General features: G+C 44.3%; 15 protein-coding genes. 12 read left to right on the top strand and 3 right to left on the bottom strand.

The features are described 5' to 3' along the window. The first annotated feature begins 629 nt into the window (after positions 1 to 629). Complete coding sequence (locus ACL9RM_RS03920) at positions 630 to 1,397, top strand: DODA-type extradiol aromatic ring-opening family dioxygenase (protein ID WP_250261059.1); 768 nt, start codon at positions 630 to 632, stop codon at positions 1,395 to 1,397. Between the two features lie 140 nt (positions 1,398 to 1,537). Here the strand turns inward: ACL9RM_RS03920 and ACL9RM_RS03925 are convergent, their stop codons facing one another. After that, a complete protein-coding gene (locus ACL9RM_RS03925; protein WP_013310849.1) occupies positions 1,538 to 2,254 on the bottom strand; it encodes a Crp/Fnr family transcriptional regulator in 717 nt (238 codons plus the stop codon). A 258-nt stretch (positions 2,255 to 2,512) separates the two neighbouring features. On the opposite strand from ACL9RM_RS03925, the gene adhE reads away from it, so the two are divergent. The 8 genes from adhE (at position 2,513) to ACL9RM_RS03965 (ending at position 15,319) form a co-directional block, all read left to right on the top strand. After that, a complete protein-coding gene (gene adhE, locus ACL9RM_RS03930) occupies positions 2,513 to 5,125 on the top strand; it encodes a bifunctional acetaldehyde-CoA/alcohol dehydrogenase (protein ID WP_250268740.1) in 2,613 nt (870 codons plus the stop codon). Positions 5,126 to 5,453: 328 nt separating this feature from the next. Next, positions 5,454 to 7,715 carry a formate C-acetyltransferase gene (pflB, locus tag ACL9RM_RS03935; RefSeq protein WP_061829055.1) on the top strand — a complete coding sequence of 754 codons (2,262 nt, stop codon included), beginning with the start codon at positions 5,454 to 5,456 and terminating at the stop codon, positions 7,713 to 7,715. A gap of 51 nt (positions 7,716 to 7,766) precedes the next feature. Further along, positions 7,767 to 8,525 carry a pyruvate formate-lyase-activating protein gene (gene pflA, locus ACL9RM_RS03940; protein WP_013310845.1) on the top strand — a complete coding sequence of 253 codons (759 nt, stop codon included), beginning with the start codon at positions 7,767 to 7,769 and terminating at the stop codon, positions 8,523 to 8,525. Between the two features lie 219 nt (positions 8,526 to 8,744). After that, positions 8,745 to 10,967, top strand: a complete 2,223-nt coding sequence (locus tag ACL9RM_RS03945; protein ID WP_250268739.1) for a copper amine oxidase N-terminal domain-containing protein — start codon at positions 8,745 to 8,747, stop codon at positions 10,965 to 10,967. Positions 10,968 to 11,220: 253 nt separating this feature from the next. Next, positions 11,221 to 11,712 carry a Fur family transcriptional regulator gene (locus ACL9RM_RS03950; protein ID WP_013310843.1) on the top strand — a complete coding sequence of 164 codons (492 nt, stop codon included), beginning with the start codon at positions 11,221 to 11,223 and terminating at the stop codon, positions 11,710 to 11,712. Between the two features lies 1 nt (position 11,713). Beyond that, positions 11,714 to 12,004, top strand: a complete 291-nt coding sequence (yidD, locus tag ACL9RM_RS03955; RefSeq protein WP_061829057.1) for a membrane protein insertion efficiency factor YidD — start codon at positions 11,714 to 11,716, stop codon at positions 12,002 to 12,004. Positions 12,005 to 12,418: 414 nt separating this feature from the next. Continuing rightward, positions 12,419 to 14,437 carry a methionine--tRNA ligase gene (metG, locus tag ACL9RM_RS03960; RefSeq protein WP_250268738.1) on the top strand — a complete coding sequence of 673 codons (2,019 nt, stop codon included), beginning with the start codon at positions 12,419 to 12,421 and terminating at the stop codon, positions 14,435 to 14,437. Between the two features lie 165 nt (positions 14,438 to 14,602). After that, positions 14,603 to 15,319 carry a cytochrome c biogenesis CcdA family protein gene (locus ACL9RM_RS03965; protein ID WP_250262059.1) on the top strand — a complete coding sequence of 239 codons (717 nt, stop codon included), beginning with the start codon at positions 14,603 to 14,605 and terminating at the stop codon, positions 15,317 to 15,319. On the opposite strand, the gene splB is transcribed toward ACL9RM_RS03965, so the two are convergent. After that, positions 15,312 to 16,376: a spore photoproduct lyase gene (gene splB, locus ACL9RM_RS03970; protein ID WP_039270921.1), complete on the bottom strand. Its 1,065-nt coding sequence runs from the start codon at positions 16,374 to 16,376 to the stop codon at positions 15,312 to 15,314. The genes ACL9RM_RS03965 and splB overlap by 8 nt on opposite strands. A 251-nt stretch (positions 16,377 to 16,627) precedes the next feature. Here splB and mntR point away from each other — a divergent pair, with 251 nt between their 5' ends. The 3 genes from mntR (at position 16,628) to ACL9RM_RS03985 (ending at position 20,017) form a co-directional block, all read left to right on the top strand. Then, positions 16,628 to 17,053: a transcriptional regulator MntR gene (mntR, locus tag ACL9RM_RS03975; RefSeq protein ID WP_007430946.1), complete on the top strand. Its 426-nt coding sequence runs from the start codon at positions 16,628 to 16,630 to the stop codon at positions 17,051 to 17,053. 136 nt (positions 17,054 to 17,189) lie between these two features. Continuing rightward, the gene (locus ACL9RM_RS03980) at positions 17,190 to 18,932 is read left to right on the top strand and encodes a family 10 glycosylhydrolase (RefSeq protein ID WP_250268737.1); all 1,743 of its coding nucleotides are present in this window, start codon (positions 17,190 to 17,192) and stop codon (positions 18,930 to 18,932) included. Between the two features lie 95 nt (positions 18,933 to 19,027). Continuing rightward, a complete protein-coding gene (locus ACL9RM_RS03985; RefSeq protein ID WP_039270925.1) occupies positions 19,028 to 20,017 on the top strand; it encodes a patatin-like phospholipase family protein in 990 nt (329 codons plus the stop codon). Positions 20,018 to 20,136: 119 nt separating this feature from the next. Here ACL9RM_RS03985 and ACL9RM_RS03990 read toward each other — a convergent pair whose 3' ends face one another. Beyond that, on the bottom strand, positions 20,137 to 20,457 hold the full coding sequence (locus ACL9RM_RS03990) for a hypothetical protein (RefSeq protein WP_039270926.1): 321 nt from the start codon (positions 20,455 to 20,457) through the stop codon (positions 20,137 to 20,139). Positions 20,458 to 20,459: the final 2 nt, after the last annotated feature.

Consider the following 20,459-nt stretch of genomic DNA (forward strand, 5'->3'; position numbering starts at 1 on the left):
TAGGTAGCACGGCTTAATAGCCTTTGACGCGCCCTGCAACTGAGAATAATGCTGCTGTTGCACGGCGGGGCACACGGGTTTGAATATCCAGCGCGGCCGAACGGAATGTACCCAGACAGGAATGGCAAAGTCTTCCTGCATAAATAGGGGAACGGCAGGACTCACAAGGATAATCAAGCTGACTGTATGTGGAGGGAAACTTGCCTGCTCTTACCCAGTCTATGAGTAATTCTATAGGTGTGCCGGTTACATCACTGAGTTGGCGGGTATGAGTAGAAGGATGCTTCCATAGATAGTTAGAACAGCGGTCTAAGAATATATTTTCTTCCTGAATACAAGTACTACACAGGTTTCTAAGGTTCTGACGAAAAACGGAACCACATTTTGGGCAATTAGAAGTATGTATCTCCATAGAAACCAGTCCTTTGTATCGGAGTATAGTGAAATTTTAAAATTTATTAGTTACATATTACTATGACCTTATACCTATATCAATCTTTATTTATGGAATCACTGATCTAAGTGTATGTTGGAGTCTGTGTTGACATAACTCTGTTACTTATGTACTATAACTTACATAAAGTTACTTAATGAATAAAATAAATTATTGATGACAAGGGAATATTTATATGATGCCATCTTTATTTTTGGCCCACGGCTCACCGATGCTTGCTATTGAACAGACGGACTATACTTCATTTTTAGAGCAACTGGGGAAAAGCATTCGTCCTAAAGCGGTTGTTATCTTTACTGCTCATTGGGAAGCGCAAACGTTGACGATCAGTTCGATGGATGACGTGTACGATACCATTTATGATTTTGGTGGTTTCCCACCGGAACTGTACGCGGTGAAATATCCAGCACATGGCTCTGTCGAACTGGCCAATAAGCTGAAAAAATTATATGAACAAAAGGGTATTGACGTACAAACTGATCGGGTGAGGGGACTGGATCATGGATCCTGGACATTGTTGCATCGTATGTATCCTGAGGCAGACATTCCGGTAGTTCAGATCTCTGTAAATCCATATCTCTCGCCCAAAGCACAATATGTCATTGGTGAAGTGCTACGTGGACTGGGAGAACAGGATATTCTGGTCATTGGCAGTGGCGTGACTGTTCATAATCTGCGTATCGTCAAATGGGGGGAAACGAAAACAGAACCTTGGGCTATAGATTTTGATAATTGGATTATTGAAAAAGTGCAAAGTAGAGATATAGAGGCTTTGGATCACTATAAAAGCAAAGCACCGTATGCTCGTCAGGCTGTACCAAGAGCAGAGCACTTTGTACCGTTGTTTATTGCGATGGGGAGTGGAAATCCTGCAAACAAAGCCAAGGTCATCCATAGAAGCTATGAGATGGGGAATTTAAGTTATCTATGCTTACAGTTTTAAAAGTGTGTTGCCAGAAGAAGGACTATTGTTAAAATGCTTAGCTACTGCTTCTGTATAAGTAGGGGAGTGGAAATAAATTAGGGAGTGTTATTTAAGCTATAATGGCTTATAACACTCCCTTTTACATAAATAACGATTTATTATATCCGGCAAATCTCACGAGGGCACAATTCACAATGACACACGCCTTGCAGCATTTCCAAATCCTTGACAACAATCATGCCGTTATCGTATTCTACTGCATTTTTCTTACGTAGATCACTAAGCATCCGGTTTACGCTTTCCCGAGTCGCACCGATCATATTAGATAAGTCAGTATGAGTAATTTTCTTATGAATCAGGATATGTTCGCCGTGAGGCTCACCATAGGTATTGCATAAACGGATGAGTGTTGAACATAAAGCACCTGGCTTGCCGTACATCATCAAATCGCGGAACTTAGTCTGAGTAATACGGTGATGCGAACCCATCCATTTCATAAAGTCAATCGCAAAATCACAATGCTGGCAAATAAGCAGTTCCAAATCTGTATGATCGATTACGCCAATATCACTGTCTTCCAGAACCTCAGCAGAAAAGGAATGCTTAGTACCGAAAAATGGATCAGCTTGACCAACAAGATCGCCGCTTTGATACATATATAGAATAAGTTCCTTACCTTCATCCGTTGTTTTGGTTACTTTCACGCGTCCGCGCTTAATATAAAACAGCTTATCCGCTGTATCTCCTTCCCAGAACAGATGCGAGCTTTCAGGCATAACTCGATCTTTCATCATCACTTGCAACCGGTTGAAGCTGGCCTCCGAGAAGCAACAGGTGTTGCCGCGGGCTTCCATTACATTTGTAGGGTTTCTCATCGTCCATTTCCCCTTTGTATCCTATGTTTTTTATCTGCAACTTGATCAATTCAAATTCATTATATACCTGCGCAATGCGTTTTTGGGGCAAGAAGAGGGGGTAAAAGTGGCAGAATTCCAAACTTTGTGATTTAATTCACTTCATAAAATAAAATTTTAAATAGATTGTGAAAAAAATCACAATATATCTTGAAAAGCTGTGTTACGATCAGTGCGTGAACAAGAGATAGTACACGAGATAACAGGAGGATGAGGGAAATGGCTGTTAAAAACGAGGTTATCCAAAAAGAGCAAAGCGCAGAGCAGTATATTCAAACGCTGATTGACCGGGGGAACCGGGCACAGCAAGCTTTCATGAGTATGAATCAGGAACAGATTGACGAAATCGTACAAGCTATGGCACTCGCAGGGATGGATAAACACATGTACCTGGCGAAGATGGCTGTTGAAGAAACAGGACGCGGTGTGTACGAGGACAAAATCACCAAAAACATGTTTGCAACAGAATATGTCTATCATAGTATCAAAAATGAAAAAACCGTCGGTGTCATTGAGGACAATGATTTTGACAGTTTTCAAAAGATAGCAGAGCCAGTCGGCATTATCATGGGGATCACTCCAGTGACAAACCCGACTTCGACTACGATGTTCAAAGCGCTGATTGCCATTAAAACACGTAACCCAATCATTTTCGGTTTCCATCCATCTGCTCAATCGTGTAGTGCGGAAGCAGCCCGCGTCTTGCTCGAAGCAGCTGTTAAACATGGTGCTCCAGCTGATTGTATTCAATGGATTGAAGCACCTTCGATGGATAAGACCAATGTACTGATGAACCACCCTGATGTGGCGCTGATTCTGGCAACTGGTGGATCAGGCATGGTTAAGGCGGCATATAGCTGCGGTAAACCTGCTCTGGGTGTAGGCCCAGGTAACGTGCCTTGCTTTATTGAAAAAACAGCAGACATCAAGCAGGCTGTGAACGATCTCATCCTCTCTAAATCTTTCGACAACGGTATGATTTGTGCTTCCGAGCAAGCGGTTATTATTGAAGAGCCAATCTTCGAACAAGTGAAAAAATTGATGATCGCTAACGGCTGCTATTTTGTAAATAAAGAAGAAGCAGCTAAGCTCACTCAAGGAGCTATGAATGTCGAGAAATGTGCAGTGAACCCAGCAATCGTGGGGCAGTCTGCTGTGAAAATTGCTGAAATGAGTGGTATCACAGTACCAGCAGGAACTAAAATTTTGGTCGCTGAGATTGAAGGGGTAGGAACAAAATTCCCATTGTCTGCGGAAAAATTGAGTCCTGTATTGGCTTGCTATAAAGTAAAAAATGCAGAACAAGGTATTCAACGCGCTGCTGAAGTCGTGGAATTCGGCGGCATGGGTCACTCGTCCGCTATTCATTCGAACAATGAGGACGTTATCGCTCGCTTCGCAAACCGTCTGCAAACAGGACGTATCATTGTAAATGCACCTTCCACACATGGTGCGATTGGTGACATTTACAACACCAACCTTCCTTCGTTGACACTCGGTTGCGGTTCGTACGGTCGTAACTCGACTTCGTCGAACGTATCGGCAGTCAATCTGATTAATGTGAAAAGGGTGGCGAAACGGACGGTGAATATGCAATGGTTCAAAGTACCTTCCAAAATCTATTTTGAGAAAAACTCGACACAGTATCTTGCTAAAATGCCTGATATCACACGCGTAGCCATTATCACGGACCCTATGATGGTACAACTGGGATATGTAGATCGTGTTATTCATTATCTGCATCAACGCCAAACACCAGTAGCTATCGAAGTGTTCTCTGAAGTAGAGCCAGATCCATCGACAGTTACGGTAGAACGTGGTACTGAAATGATGAGACGTTTCCAACCGGATTGCATCATCGCACTGGGCGGCGGTTCGCCAATGGATGCGGCTAAAGGCATGTGGATGTTCTATGAATATCCAGATACTGATTTCAATAACTTAAAACAAAAATTCATGGATATCCGTAAACGGATTTACAAGTACCCACGTTTGGGTCAAAAAGCACAATTTGTAGCTATCCCTACAACCTCGGGTACAGGTTCCGAAGTTACATCGTTCGCAGTAATTACGGACAAAAACCTGGGCGACACGAAGTACCCACTGGCTGACTATGAGTTGACTCCTGATGTGGCAATTATTGACCCAGTGTTTGTATATTCGCTACCTAAAACAGCTGTAGCGGACACAGGTATGGATGTTCTGACACATGCTATCGAGGCTTACGTGTCCGTAATGGCTAATGACTACACAGATGGTCTGGCAATTAAAGCCATTCAATTGGTATTCCAATACCTAGAACAATCGGCTCTGACTGGTGATAAGCTGGCTCGTGAAAAAATGCATAATGCTTCTACACTTGCTGGTATGGCATTTGCTAATGCATTCTTGGGCATTAACCACAGTCTTGCACATAAATGGGGTGGACAATACCATACAGCGCATGGCCGCACGAATGCCATTTTATTGCCGCACGTCATTCGCTATAATGCGAAAAAACCGACAAAATTTGCTTCGTTCCCTAAATATTCGCACTTTGTTGCGGATGAGCGTTATGCAGAAATCGCGCGCATACTGGGACTGCCTGCACGCACCACCGAAGAAGGGGTTAACAGCTTGATCGAAGCGATCCGTAAAATTAACAAAACACTTGGTATCGAGGAATCGTTCCAACAAATCGGTTTCGATGCGAAGGATTTCGAATCACGTGTAGACTATCTGGCTGACCGCGCATTTGAAGATCAATGTACAACTGCGAATCCGAAGTTGCCACTGGTTACTGAGTTGGCTGATGTCTATCGCAATGCCTTCTACGGACGTTTTGACCAATAATATAATAGGTACGAAGAGGCTTGTGAAAAAGCATTTTCTCGTTCAATACCGATGCAGGCTCTCTATATAGAGGGCCTGTTGGTTTGGGAAGGGAGGTGAACGGCAAGGCTAAGGATATAGGCGTGAAGCTAGGGAAAATAAAGTGATAAAAATCACTCATATTGTGATTTTTGTCACATACTACACTCTATCATTATTCTACAATAAGGGTGTAAGAAAGGTCCCGACACTGAGCGTAAGGCATCGGTGAAAAGGCCGGGCTCAAGAAATAGCTTTATCGTGAAAAAAATCACAAGTCCGGAAGACCAAACAATTTGGAGGGATTTACATGTCGGTGATTGAGAGAGAATTACAAGAGCAACAATCTGGCTGGAGAGGTTTTAAAAAAGGCAAATGGACTAAAGAAGTCAACGTCAACGATTTTATTGAAACTAATATCTTACCTTATGTTGGCAATGAAGAATTTTTGGTTGGTCCTACCGCCAACACAACTGCATTGTGGGATATTGTATCCGATCTTACTAAAAAAGAGTTGGCAAACGGCGGCGTGCTTGATGTAGACGTGAATACGCCATCCACTATTATTTCACATAAACCGGGTTATCTAGACCGGGATAAAGAGCAAATTGTCGGTGTACAAACAGATGCTCCATTCAAACGCTCTTTGCAGCCGTTTGGTGGAATTCGGATGATGATCGACGCTTGTAAAGCCTATGGTTTTGAAGTACCAGAAAGTATTATTGATATCTTCACTCATATTCGTAAAACTCACAACCAAGGTGTATTTGACGCTTATACAGATGAAATGAGAGCAGCCCGTAAAGCTGGTATCATTACTGGTCTGCCAGATGCATACGGTCGTGGTCGTATTATCGGTGACTATCGTCGTGTAGCTTTGTATGGTGTAGCCTTCTTGATCCAAGATAAAAAGCTGCAACTGAAAAGCCTTGAAGTTGATTCCATGGAAGAAGACGTAATTCGTCTTCGTGAGGAAATTTCCGAACAAATTCGTGCTTTGAATGAACTGAAACAAATGGCTGCTGAGCACGGTTTTGATATTTCCAAACCTGCTAACAATGCGAAAGAAGCTTTCCAATGGGTATATTTTGGATATCTTGCAGCAATCAAAGAACAAAATGGTGCAGCAATGTCCTTAGGACGTGTATCTTCCTTCCTTGATATTTACTCTCAACGTGATATGGAAGAGGGTACAATGACAGAAGAACAAGCTCAAGAACTGGTCGATCATTTTGTTATGAAATTGCGTATTGTTAAGTTCTTGCGCACACCTGACTATAATGAACTGTTCAGTGGAGATCCAACTTGGGTTACTGAGTCCATTGGTGGTATGTCCGTAACTGGAGAAACTCGGGTAACTAAAAACAGCTTCCGTTTCCTGCACACCCTCTACAATCTGGGACCTGCACCGGAGCCGAACCTGACTGTACTGTGGTCGGAAAAATTGCCTGAAGGCTTCAAAAAGTATTGTGCGAAAGTTTCTATTGAAACTAGCTCCATTCAGTACGAAAATGACGATCTGATGCGTCCAATTTATGGAGACGATTATGGTATTGCTTGTTGTGTATCGGCAATGAAAATCGGTAAGCAAATGCAATTCTTTGGTGCTCGTGCCAACTTGGCTAAAGCTCTGCTGTATGCAATTAACGGTGGTAAAGATGAAAAATCTGGCGTTCAAGTAGGGCCTGAATTCCCAGCCATTACAGGTGAAGTTCTGGATTATGAAGAAGTGTTGAGCCGCTTCAAACCTATGATGGAATGGTTGGCAAAACTGTACATGAACACTTTGAATGTTATTCACTACATGCATGATAAATATAGCTACGAACGCATTGAAATGGCGTTGCATGATCGTGATATTCTCCGTACCATGGCTTGTGGTATTGCGGGTCTGTCAGTTGCTACCGACTCCTTGAGTGCCATTAAATTTGCAAAAGTTAAACCAATCCGTAACGAAAAAGGGATTGCCGTTGACTTTGAAATCGAAGGCGAATATCCTTGCTATGGTAACAACGATGACCGTGTAGATAACATCGCTGTGGAACTGGTAGAAAGCTTCATGAGCATGATTCGCAAGCATAAAGCTTATCGTAATGCGGTTCCTACTCAATCTGTACTGACTATTACTTCCAACGTGGTGTACGGTAAGAAAACAGGTACAACACCAGATGGACGTAAAGCAGGCGAACCGTTTGCACCAGGGGCAAACCCAATGCACGGCCGTGATAAAAAAGGTGCTTTGGCATCTCTGAGTTCCGTAGCCAAATTGCCTTATGAACACAGTCTGGATGGTATCTCGAACACCTTCTCCATCGTGCCTAAAGCACTGGGTAAAGAAGAAGAAACACGCAAAACAAACCTTGTTTCGATGATGGATGGCTACTTTGGAAGCCACGCACATCATCTGAATGTCAATGTGTTTGCTCGCGAACAACTGTTGGATGCAATGGAGCACCCAGAAAACTATCCACAGCTTACGATTCGTGTTTCCGGTTATGCCGTTAACTTTATCAAGCTGACTCGTGAACAACAATTGGACGTTATTAACCGTACTTTCCACGGTACAATGTAAATAAGTATTACAATGACGCACGCATAGCGGATGCGGGAAGGATGATGCAACATGTTGAAAGGTCACATACACTCATTGGAAACCTTCGGGACCGTCGATGGTCCCGGCATCCGCTTCGTGCTCTTTATGCAAGGATGCTTGTTGAAATGTCAATATTGCCATAACCCGGACACTTGGGCCTTGAATGAAGGTAATCCGATGACGTTGGAGGAGGTATTGGCTGAGATTGAGCCGTATTTAGCCTATTACCGTTCTTCAGGAGGCGGATTGACCGTATCCGGTGGAGAACCGACGCTGCAAGCTCATTTTGTCGCAGAGCTGTTCAAAGAAGTGAAACGTCGGTGGAATTTGCACACGACACTGGACAGTAACGGATTTAATGACGCGGGCCGTATCCATGAACTGCTGGACGTAACAGACTTGGTGCTACTGGATATTAAGCATATTGACAATGACAAGCATATTAAGCTTACAGGCAAGTCTAACGACCGTATGCTGAGTACGGCTCGCTGGTTGTCTGAGCAAGGGCGCAAAATGTGGATTAGACACGTATTTGTACCGGGTATTCATGATGACGAGCAAGATTTATTGAATTTGGGACGGTTTATCGGAACGTTGAACGGAGTCGAGAAATTCGAAATTTTACCTTACCATCAAATGGGTGTTTACAAATGGGAAATGCTTGGTAAGGAGTATCCGTTGGAGGGAGTTCCATCTCCTACAGATGAAGAAGTTCAACGTGCTTACCGACTCATTGAAGAGGGTCGTCTGGAGACTGCTGGAAAGAATGCTGTCTGTCGTCCATCATAATGTAAATGGCTCAAAAGCTATTTCCTAGTAATGAAGCCGCCGCCACATCAGGTCAGATGGGCGGCGGTTTTTTGTTGTTGAATTTTTTGCAGTCACAGGAGAAAGTTCCCTTTTTTTCATGATCAGCAAAATTTCCAGAAACTTTTTAACAACTGACGCGTCTAATAGTATGACTTTTTACGGGAATGATAATAATTTGGTGATAGAAGGAGACAGACAATGAATTTCAAGAAATGGACCATGCTCACCGCCCTTGCGGTAGCTCAGGTGGCCGCAGTAGCCCCTGTAGGAGCAGAAGCAGCATCAACAACCGTTCAATCCACCGATTCGGTTAGCGCACAGCAGGCTCAGGCCAATGTTGCTGATTCAGGCGTTCAGAATAGCATCGGAGATCAAGATGGAACTAGCACACAAAATGACATGGTGACACCTAATAACACAGGCGTATCCAATGATCCATTGACTGGCCTGCCTACGGATACAACCAACGGATCGAACGTTTCCAATGATGTATACGGTGGAGACGGAACGATCACCAATCCTGGTGGAGCTCCAACATCCATAGGTGCTAATCAATTGATTTTGTACTTAAACAGCGCGAAAATGGAACAAAACGGACAGGTGTACACAGCAACTCAGCCGATGACCGTGAAGGACGGAGTTTCCTATGTAGCTATCCGTTCACTTGTCAGCCGTGTCGGATTGCAGTTTAGTTATGACACTGCCACCAAAGAAACCGTAATCACACAAGGAACAAATGTCATGCGCTTCAAAACAGACAGCAAGGTTTATACGGTTAACGGTGAAGCCAGACAAATGAAGGGACCGGCTTTTCAGCAAAAGAACGTATTTATGGTGCCATTGACCTCGATTACACAGGCCTTAAATATTCCTTATACTGTGAATAATACGACTAAACAAGTTATCATGGATTTGAATCAGAAACCTAAAGCTTCCTTCACGGTTCAACAAAAAGATATCTATGCGGGCGAAACCCAAGTTACGTATTTGACGAAGGAATCTTCTCCTACAGGTCTACCCATTGTGAACCAACGTTGGGAAGGTAAGCAGGACGTATTTCAGGAGCCGGGTACATATGTAGTTACCTATTCTGTTCTTGACTCTGCTGGGAACTGGAGTGATCCTTACTCAGTTACAATTACAGTAAGACCACCAAATCAGCAGCCAGTGGCTCTGTTTACAACTGATAAAAAAGAGTACAAGATGGGTGAGAAAATCACCATTACTGACCTGAGTACAGATGATGAGAATGCTATCACTAAGCGTGATTGGGAGAATAAGAAACTTGCCTTCTTCCAACCAGGTGATGTAACAATCACGCTCACCGTGACTGATAAGCACGGCGCAACAGGTACCAAAAGTGAAACAATTAAAATTACGAATGAACTGTTGTACAACGAAGATGATTTCAATAAAATCTTCACACCATTTGGTGATAAATATACAGTAGACGGCAGTCAGGTGCCTACCATGGCTACCATTCCTTTGACTAGTACATCCTCACCGCGTCTTTTGATCCGTGCTAACAGCCCGGAACGTGTATTTCAGGACGGAATTGTGTATCAGGAAACCGGATCAGGCAGCACGCGCATACTCGTCCATCATGTGAATGAAACGGGTCGAGATGTGAAAATGTACGTGATTGCGACAAACAACAATATTACTGCTACCAACCTGAATGTCGAAAATTCCGGTTTTGCTGGACCATCTGAATTTGCAACGGCAGCGGGTAAAGTTTCAATTCAAAAATATTTTCAATCTATGATAGATGGAAGCAAACGTTCTAGTACGGTTCTGAATCCGGGTGAAAGCCGTATTATTTTGCAGGATTTGAACGAGAAAAAAATGAAGCAAAAGCAGGTCATTTCTCTATTGTCCGATCTATACACGGATCAACCAATCCAATATACGGTCATTATGGTGGATGCGAATGCAGATCCTATGACCGTACTGCCTACTCTGGCAAAACTGCCTAAGGACGGTATTCATAACCGTGGAACGTATGCTAATTCGGATATCACGCTCAATTATACCGAAGAGGTTGGTAAAACAGCTCAACGTATCGTTCTTGGTGATAATAAGGTAGATCCGAACCTGATTGGTACGGACGGTCTGGACGGCTCTTCTGCTTCCAATGCTGGTAATTTTGGTGTTGTATATAAAGTTAAATTGGATCGTGTAGCGCCGTATTCACTGATTACGTTCAACCCGCGTGGAGGCGAATATTCCGGCTATGCGATGGTAAACAATCAGGTTGTGGGTATCCCGACGAACGGCGCAGTATGGGCTCCAAATGAGATGAGTGTGCTGTATCGCACAGGGCATATCGAGGAAAGTGTAGAGATGTATTTCACTGCTGCTGCAGGAAGTAACTTGCCGGTTTCCGTAGTAGTTATGCCTTTGCCAGCTATTAAAAATTAATATGAAATAACCGGTGCTGTATACCGGCTTAGACCTTGGGTCTCGTCATTCACCGTTTAAAAGTCGATGTCACTTGCAGAATATAGGCGTTCTCCTGCTGCGAATTTAATCGTAGCGCCGGAGAGCGTCTTTTTCTTATGTATAGATACGAATATCTCTTATAATATTGACTTTAATCGTGGTATAATAAATAGATGCAAGCCTAAGCCTGCATCAGAAAACCTGAAACTACAGACAGGGGAGGGTGAAACGCATGCTGACAAAGGATGAGATTATTGCAACAATGTCCGCTCAGGGGCTGCGTATTACAGATCAGCGCAAGACGTTGGCCACGTTATTTTCCGAGAATGAAGGGTATCTGTCCCCCAAAGACGTTTATGAATATATGGGTAAGAAGTACAGTGGACTTAGCTTTGATACGGTTTATCGTAATCTGCGTGTAATGCAGGAATTGGGTGTGTTGGAACAGGTATCTTTTGAGGATGGAATGAAGTTTAAGGTGAGCTGTAATGAGCATCATCACCATCACCATATGATTTGCTTGAGCTGTCAGAAAACATTACCGATTTCTTTTTGCCCAATGCAAATGACAGATACAACGGATCAATTCCAAATCGTCGAGCACAAGTTTGAAATTTTTGGTTATTGCAAAGATTGTCAACAGAAGAATGGGCATACTGACAGTAATTCGGATGGGGGATTCAGACAGACGAGCAGTCACACTCACAGCCACGGGGGCTACTGAAATGAAAATCACCACACGCAGAGTGGTACAGGCTCCGATTAAGTTTTATCGTTCCTATATTTCACCGTTAAAGCCGGCTACCTGCCGGTTCTATCCAACGTGTTCGGCGTACGCGCTGGAGGCGGTAGAGGTGCATGGTGCGCTCAAAGGTTCATGGCTTGCTGCTAAGCGTATAGCCAAGTGCCATCCCTTTCATCCGGGCGGCGTAGATTTGGTCCCTCCTGCAAAAAAGGGAACAGATAGGTCTAGCGAAGATCGTTTGGCTACCCACTCCAAGAAGGGTCTGACTTGACAGCGCTATGCGGATTTGGTTATATTTTGGTTAATATTGTTTTCCTGCGAAGGGATGAGTAGGGTAAACCGTCCAGTACAGAGAGCCGGGGTTAGCTGCAAACCGGTCTGGAGCGAAGCCTGAATATGGTCCTGGAGGAACCTTTTTCGAGCGTATTTGCCACAGTTATTAGTGCTTGGGAGGCAAGCGTAAGGGGGAGGCGTGTTCCAGCGTTAATGGGCGGTCAGATGTGACCGGTGAAGCCTGTAGTCTGCGAGGATACAGGAAAATTGGGTGGTAACGCGTGAGGTGACTCTCGTCCCATAGGGGCGGGGGTCTTTTTTGTGCCCAATTTGTGCCAAATTCATGAATTGGAGTACCATCATGTCAGCAGATCTTATCGAGCTGCCGTGAACAAAACAGGAGGCAACATACATGTCCAATGAGAACACATTTTACATTACGACACCGATCTATTATCCGAGCGACAAGCTACATATAGGTCATGCTTACACGACGGTTGCGGGAGATGCAATGGCCCGTTACAAGCGGCTACGTGGTTATGAAGTGCGCTATTTGACAGGAACGGATGAGCATGGTCAGAAGATAGAGCAGAAAGCGAGTGCAGCAGGCAAAACGCCGCAACGTTTCGTAGATGATATTGTGGCAGGTATTCAAGAACTGTGGCGGAAGCTCGACATTTCCAATGACGATTTTATCCGTACTACGGAGGAACGTCATAAGGCTGTCGTACAGGAAATTTTTGATCGTTTGCTGAAGCAAGGCGATATTTACAAGGGAGAATACGAAGGTTGGTACAGCATCCCTGACGAGACGTACTACACAGAAACTCAGCTGGTTGACGTGGTGAAGGACGCTGAAGGTAATGTGGCTGGAGGAAAAAGCCCGGATAGTGGACACCCTGTAGAACTGGTCAAGGAAGAGTGTTACTTTTTCCGTATGAGCAAGTATGCTGATCGGTTGCTGCAATTTTATGAAGAGAACCCACAGTTTATCCAGCCGGAATCACGTAAAAAAGAGATGATCAATAACTTCATCAAGCCGGGTCTGGAGGATTTGGCTGTATCACGTACTACCTTCGATTGGGGCATTAAGGTGAAGGGGGATCCGAAGCATGTTGTGTATGTGTGGATTGACGCACTTTCCAACTACATCACAGCCTTGGGTTATGGCTCCTCCAATACCGAGTTGTATGATAAATTCTGGCCTGCAAATGTGCATATCGTAGGTAAAGAGATTGTAAGGTTCCACACGATATATTGGCCGATCATGCTGATGGCGCTGGATCTTCCGTTGCCTAAAAAAGTATTTGCACATGGTTGGCTGCTCATGAAAGACGGTAAAATGTCGAAATCAAAAGGCAATGTTGTAGACCCGGTGACATTGATTGACCGTTATGGTCTGGACCAACTTCGTTACTACTTACTGCGCGAGGTGCCTTTTGGGGCAGACGGAACATTTACACCAGAAAGTTTTGTGGATCGAGTTAATTCGGATTTGGCAAATGATCTGGGCAACTTATTGAATCGTACCGTGGCGATGGTAGATAAATATCTTGATGGCAAGGTTCCGGCTTATGAAGCGAATGTAACAGCATTCGACGGAGCTTTGGAAGACATGGCAACATCGACTTATAGCAAAGTAGAAGAAGCCATGGAAAACATGGAGTTTTCCGTGGCATTAACGGCGATAAGCCAATTTATTAGCCGCAGCAACAAGTATATTGACGAGACGCAACCATGGAACTTGGCTAAGGATGAGGGAAAACGTCGCGAATTGTCATCTGTTATGTTGCATTTGGTAGAAAGCTTGCGCATCGCTTCCATCTTACTCCAGCCATTCTTAACCCGTGCTCCTCATAAAATTTGGGAACAGCTCGGTATTAGCCAAGGTGAGCTGACTACATGGGATAGTGGCAAGCAGTTTGGTCGTATTCCGGAAGGAACGCAGCTGGTCAAAGGTAATCCGATCTTCCCGCGTCTGGATTCAGAGCAAGAGGTTGCTTTTATCGTGGAAGCAATGACTGGGGGGAAGAAACCGGAAGAAGCTACAGCACAAGTTCAACCGCAGAATGCATCTGAGGAGAGCCAGGAAGCGCCGGAGGCAAAGGAAGAGATTGGCATTGAGGATTTTGCCAAGGTAGAACTGCGCGTTGCTCAGGTTGTCGCCTGCGAGCCTGTGAAGAAGGCCGATAAACTGTTGAAGCTCCAACTTGATCTTGGTTATGAGCAGCGGCAAGTAGTATCAGGGATTGCGAAGTTTTATACGCCTGAAGATATCATTGGACGCAAGGTGATCTGTGTGACCAATCTTAAGCCAGTAAAACTTCGGGGAGAGCTGTCGCAAGGTATGATTTTGGCAGCATCACATGGAGATCAGCTTACGCTGGCCACCGTACCGGAAGGTATGCCGAATGGTGCAGTTGTAAAGTAGTACGCTATGTAAAAATAAAAGAACGTAATGAGCGTATGTCCGGGAATCATTCTTCCTGGGCATGCGCTTTTTGGCTTGCATCATATTTTGCTCCCGCTACACGTATGTTTTAGTAGGCAGGGCTTGTTTGTTCGTGTTCACTTAAGACAGGTGGGAGGGTATATGATGACAAATATCAACGCCGGGTTGGCGATCGTAGCCGGACTGGTTTCTTTTTTTTCACCGTGTTGTTTACCGCTGTATCCATCTTATTTATCGTATATGACAGGGATGTCTGCTCGTGAACTGGCTGAAGGACGGCACAAGGCCGAGGTTCGTTATCGTACGATGGGACATACACTTGCTTTTGTATTGGGCTTTTCGGTCGTTTTCTATTCACTGGGTGCAAGTGTCGGGTTGCTTGGAGAATGGTTTGCCAATTATGGGGATACGCTAAGAGTGGTAGCAGGGTTACTTATTTTACTAATGGGACTGGTATCTCTTGGTGTGGTGCGTCCTTTGATTCTAATGAGGGAGCATAAGCTTCGCTGGACATGGAAGCCTGCCGGGTATGCCGGTTCCTTTGTGATCGGAATTGGGTTTGCGGCAGGCTGGTCGCCCTGTATTGGTCCCATGCTAACAGCTATTATCGCTTTGGCGGCAGTAGAGCATCACATTTGGTTCAAGCTGATTACAGGCTATGCGCTTGGCTTTGCGATTCCATTTTTTGTATTAGCTTTGCTGGCAGGCTCTGTTCGACTATCCTCTCGCTATACCTCCATCCTAATCAAAACAGGTGGCATACTACTTGTTATCACTGGCATTTTACTGGTAACAGATCATATGACTGATGTAACGCTATTTTTACAACGGATTACCCCAGATTGGATGCTAGTTATGTGAAATATTCAATACGACTTAAAGGGAAATGTTCAAAAATGCGCTCTGTGATAAACTCTCGTAGTGCATTTTGCTGTTCATCGGGATAAACATATTTGTTTTGTCCCCAGCGGCCCCATTTTTTCTTGCGTTTCTCTATGTCCATCTCCAGCTTGGTTTTCGGATACCGTTTCTCGATGACAGCTTTGGATGTTTTGGTGAAGCGATGCTGAATTAATTCGAACGTCAAATCTTTTGTAGCATGCTCGGGTAAGGTTTCTCCCAATTTGCGCAGCAACTCGCCGTAGCCTTCTTCCCAGCCGTCATACCAGATGATGGGTGCAATGATGAACCCCAGTGGATAACCGGCTCGTGCGATTTTGCCCGCGGCTTCAATACGTTCCTCGAAGCGTGAAGTTGCAGGTTCAAACTGTTTAATTACATAATCGGAATTAATGCTAAAGCGGATGCGAGTATGACCATTATGTTTAATATCCAGCAATGGATCAACATGATGATATTTAGTAACAAAACGCAGACGACCAAATTCCTCATCTGCCATGAAACGAATCAAGTCTCCAAGCGTTCCGGTGATATGCTCCAAACCAACCGGATCGGAGGTACAAGCTGCTTCAAAACGGGTAATTTCAGGCGCACGCTCCTCGATATAAGCTTTAGCTGCTGATAAGATATCGTCAGTGTTGACATATACACGAATATACGGTTTTGCTCCCAAGGTTGTTTGTAAATAACAGTAGTGACAGTGCCCCATGCAGCCAGTCGAAATGGGGATAGCGTATTCGGCAGAGGGCTTGGATTGGTCAAAAGTCAACGTTTTACGGATACCGACTACCAAAGTTTTTTTTGCCATTCGGTACTTTTCAACTTCAGTTTCACCTGGTAAATTGGTAATTCGGTTGTGAGAGGTAGTCATCCGATACGGAATATCCTTGGCTTTAACCCAATCCATAATACGCTGGCCCTTGGGATAATTCAGTGCGTCTGGCTCGAAAAACACCAGGTCAGGCAAAAATGGCTTGGTTCCTCTGGTTTGGACAGGAGTACGCTCAAGCGTAGACATGGCTAACGCTCCTTTCGAAATAAATCCACAGTGCTCTGGTGTCCAACTTTAACATTTTGCCGCAGAAATAAACGATACAGGACGACGATATTAGTGTGCCCGGCTTAAATTGAACAAATCGTGGCAATAGCTGTGAGTGAAGGGATGAGACTTGCCAATGGGCAATGATAACATGTATCATTACATAGTAGGTTTAACGCAGGAAATGAAGGCGGTAAGCGCCCGTTCAATAACAGAAAAGAGGGAAACAAGTGCCAACGCCAAGCATGGAAGATTATTTGGAACGCATTTACCAACTGATTGATGAGAAGGGCTATGCTCGTGTCTCGGATATCGCAGAGGGGTTAGAGGTGCATCCTTCGTCTGTCACCAAAATGATTCAGAAGTTGGATAAGGACGATTATCTTGTATATGAGAAGTATCGGGGACTGATTTTGACACCGAAAGGGAAAAAGGTCGGCAAACGGTTGGTTGATCGCCATCAGTTATTAGAGCAATTTCTGGATATGATTGGGGTTGACAAGGACCTGATATATAAAGATGTGGAAGGTATTGAGCATCATCTGAGCTGGGATTCCATCACCCGTATCGAAACATTGGTCGAATATTTTCGCCGGGATGAAGATCGCTTGCGCCAGCTTCATGACATACACAAGGAATTGAGTGGAGATTCCTAAAAGCATCTGTCCTTACGGACGATGCTTTTTTATTTGTCCCGACCGCAACAAATATCCGGTTATTAGCGTCTATCCATTATATAGCAGGACAAGATAGGGGTTAAAATTAACAGGGTTAGCGGAGGATTGTAATAATATGAATCGAAAGAAAATAGTGGCGTTGGCTACAGGTCTACTCTTAGCAGTGCAGACTGCCATCGTTCCTGGAGTTCAAGCAGCTCCAACTGGTGATATTGAAATTATATTGGACGGACAGTCCCTGCAAAGTGACGCGTCACCGTATATTGTACAGGGAGCCAATGTTACGATGGTTCCTTTGCGAGTGATTAGTGAGGGATTGGGCGCTCAGGTCAACTGGTCAGAATCGTCCGGTACGGTAACGATTACAGCACAGAACAAAAATATATCTATGGAGAACGGTGCAAAAAGCGCTACGGTGAATGGCAAGTCAGTTGGACTGGATGCATCTGCACGTATGACAAGCGGGAGAGTCATGGTGCCACTGCGTTTTGTTGGGGAAGAGTTGGGATTAAAAGTAGATTGGCAAGCTTCAGAGCGAGTCATTACGTTAAGCAGTGGTAAGGAAGGTGTCTCTACTGGCGGGGACACTTCTGCGGGAAGCAGCGGCTCCATATCAGATACGTCTGCATCTAGCAATCAGGATAGTGTAAGTACAGATCAGGGAGCTATCGATGATGAGCAGGCGGTTGTCACTTCACCGTCAACGTCTACTAGTGAGGAGGGTTCAAGTTCTTCGCAGGCAAATGTTGTTCAGGTAAAGGCTTCAACTTCCATGCGTGGAGCATGGATTTCTACCATTAATGGAGATTGGCCTTCTTCCGCTGCCCGAAGCAGCTCCGAGAAGCAAAAGCAGGAGTTTACTAAAATGCTCGATGATTTGCAGGGGATGGGCATCAATGCGGTATTTGTTCAGGTTCGTGCCAGCGGTGATGCGCTCTATCCCTCGAGTCTCGTACCATGGAGCAAGTATTTGACCAACACCCAAGGTAAAAATCCAGGCTATGATCCCTTGAAATTTATGATTAGCGAATCGCATAAGCGAGGGATGGAATTTCATGCTTGGTTTAATCCATTCCGTGCGAATTCTACAGGAACAACCAGCGGTTTGGCTGCAAACCATGTGGCTAATCAACACCCGGACTGGATTGTTAAGAATGGTAGCCAATTATACATCAATCCAGGAATTCCGGCTGCACGTCAGCATGTCATTGCGGCGATTATGGAGGTCGTGAACGGATATGATATTGACGGCGTGCATTTGGACGATTATTTTTATCCTTACAGCGGGACTTTTGATGATGATACGACCTTCAAAGCATATAATGCCAACAAAATCTCTAACAAGGGCGACTGGCGGAGAGATAATGTGAACAGTTTTGTCCGCGATTTGGGCAAAAGTATTCATGGCAGCAAGTCTAAAGTTCAATTTGGAATTAGTCCTTTTGGGGTATGGCGTAACAAATCTCAGGATTTAACGGGTTCAGACACGAAGGCAGGCGTTACAGCGTACGATACGACGTTTGCGGATGTAAGAACCTGGATTAACAAAGAATGGATTGATTATATAGCTCCACAAATTTACTGGAGTATCGGTTTCCCGGCGGCGGGATATGACAAGCTTGTCGCATGGTGGTCCAATGAGGTCAAAAACACAGATGTTAAGCTGTATATCGGTCATTCTCCGTATAAGATCGGCACCCCTGAAAAGGGCTGGCAAACGGCTCAAGAGCTAATTAAGCAGCTTGAACTGAACGAAAATTATAAACAGGTCAGAGGCGATATTTACTTTAGTGCACAGCATTTGCGTAAAAATCCATACGGACTCATTCAGCTTCTTCAAAATTATTATCAAATGTGATATAAATTGGATCATATAGGTTCTATTTGGGCCTCCGTTCTCATACATAAGCAGTAGAACTGCTTACTCCCAAGAGAACGGAGGTTTTTTGATCTATGCTGATCAATGCTGTGTTCCAGGGTGGAGGGGTTAAGGGAATTTCGCTGGCGGGTGCAGTTAAGGCTGCGGAGGAGCATGGAATTGTATTCAATCGTTTGGCAGGTACATCATCAGGTTCTATTGTAGCTGCTTTATTGGCGGCGGGATACTCTGCGGATGAAATGAAAGCCGTAATTGAGAAAACCCCCTTGGTCAAGTTGTTACGACGTTCTCCAGTGTTCAATATTAAGTGGGTTGGACCAGCAGCTCGTATCTTTCTTAAAAAAGGGCTCTACTCAGGGGAGGCACTGGAGCACTGGGTACGTGAGCTGTTACGAGCTAAGGGAGTGCGTACGTTCGCGGATTTACCTCCTGGAAAATTGCGCATTATTGCATCAGATATTACGAATGGACGCATTCTGGTGCTTCCTGAGGATATCAAACGTTTTGGTATCAATCCCTCTTCACTGGAGGTAGCTAAAGCCATTCGGATGAGCACAAGTATCCCTTATTTTTTTGATCCTGTTATGTTAAGGCTTGATTCTGCACTTGCCAAGGGAAAGACTTTTTCTCAGCAATTTGTATTTGTAGTTGATGGGGCTTTACTAAGCAATTTGCCTTTGTGGCTTTTTGATGAGCCTGTAAATGAACGTGAGGCCAAAACGATTCCAACGGTAGGGTTTCAAATGGTGGGCAAAACGGGTACGGAGACCAAAGTTTCTTATATACGGGGTCCATTGACCATGCTGCAGGCTATTTTTGATACCATGCTATCAGCACACGATGAGCGATATATTGAGCAGGAGAATCGGTATCGGACAATTAAGATTCCAACATTGGGTATACGCACTGCACAATTTAACATTTCTACAGAGCAAAGTGATTTGTTGTATGCTTCCGGTGTGCAGGCTGGGGATGCTTTTTTCCACAAATGGAGCATTACTTCTTACCAGCAGCAGTATAGCAAGTATCAATTGATGAAGGATACCATGTACGCTATGAAATAAACACTAACTCGCAGTTAAAGTTAATTTAAAAGGGTGTAAAAAAGGAGCCTCTTCCCGGTCATATTTGAATACGCGGGTGATGGCTCCTTTGTGCTACATTTTAAAGGATGTGATTATCATTAATGATATTTAGGTTGTTCTTCTTCATTTTTTCCCTTGGAACCCTCAATCACATGAAAAGGATACGCTTTGCGCTTGCCTGTAGTTTGCTGCTTACGTGCGTTGGCTGTTTTGGCCATGGTGCGCACAGAGGGTTTAATTTTGGGAGTACGGCTACGTTGTCCTGGCAGGTATTTGTATAGCAGAAATATAACTGCAAAAACAAGGACGGGAATTAGTAAACTTATGAGAAAGCCCCAGCTTCCTCTCCATAGCATATCCACAATTCCATATGCACCCAAAGCAAGGGTAAGCCAGAAAATAACGGCATGTCTGTTCATTA

Source organism: Paenibacillus sp. S29 (genome assembly GCF_049319765.1).
Taxonomy (GTDB): domain Bacteria; phylum Bacillota; class Bacilli; order Paenibacillales; family Paenibacillaceae; genus Paenibacillus; species Paenibacillus polymyxa_B.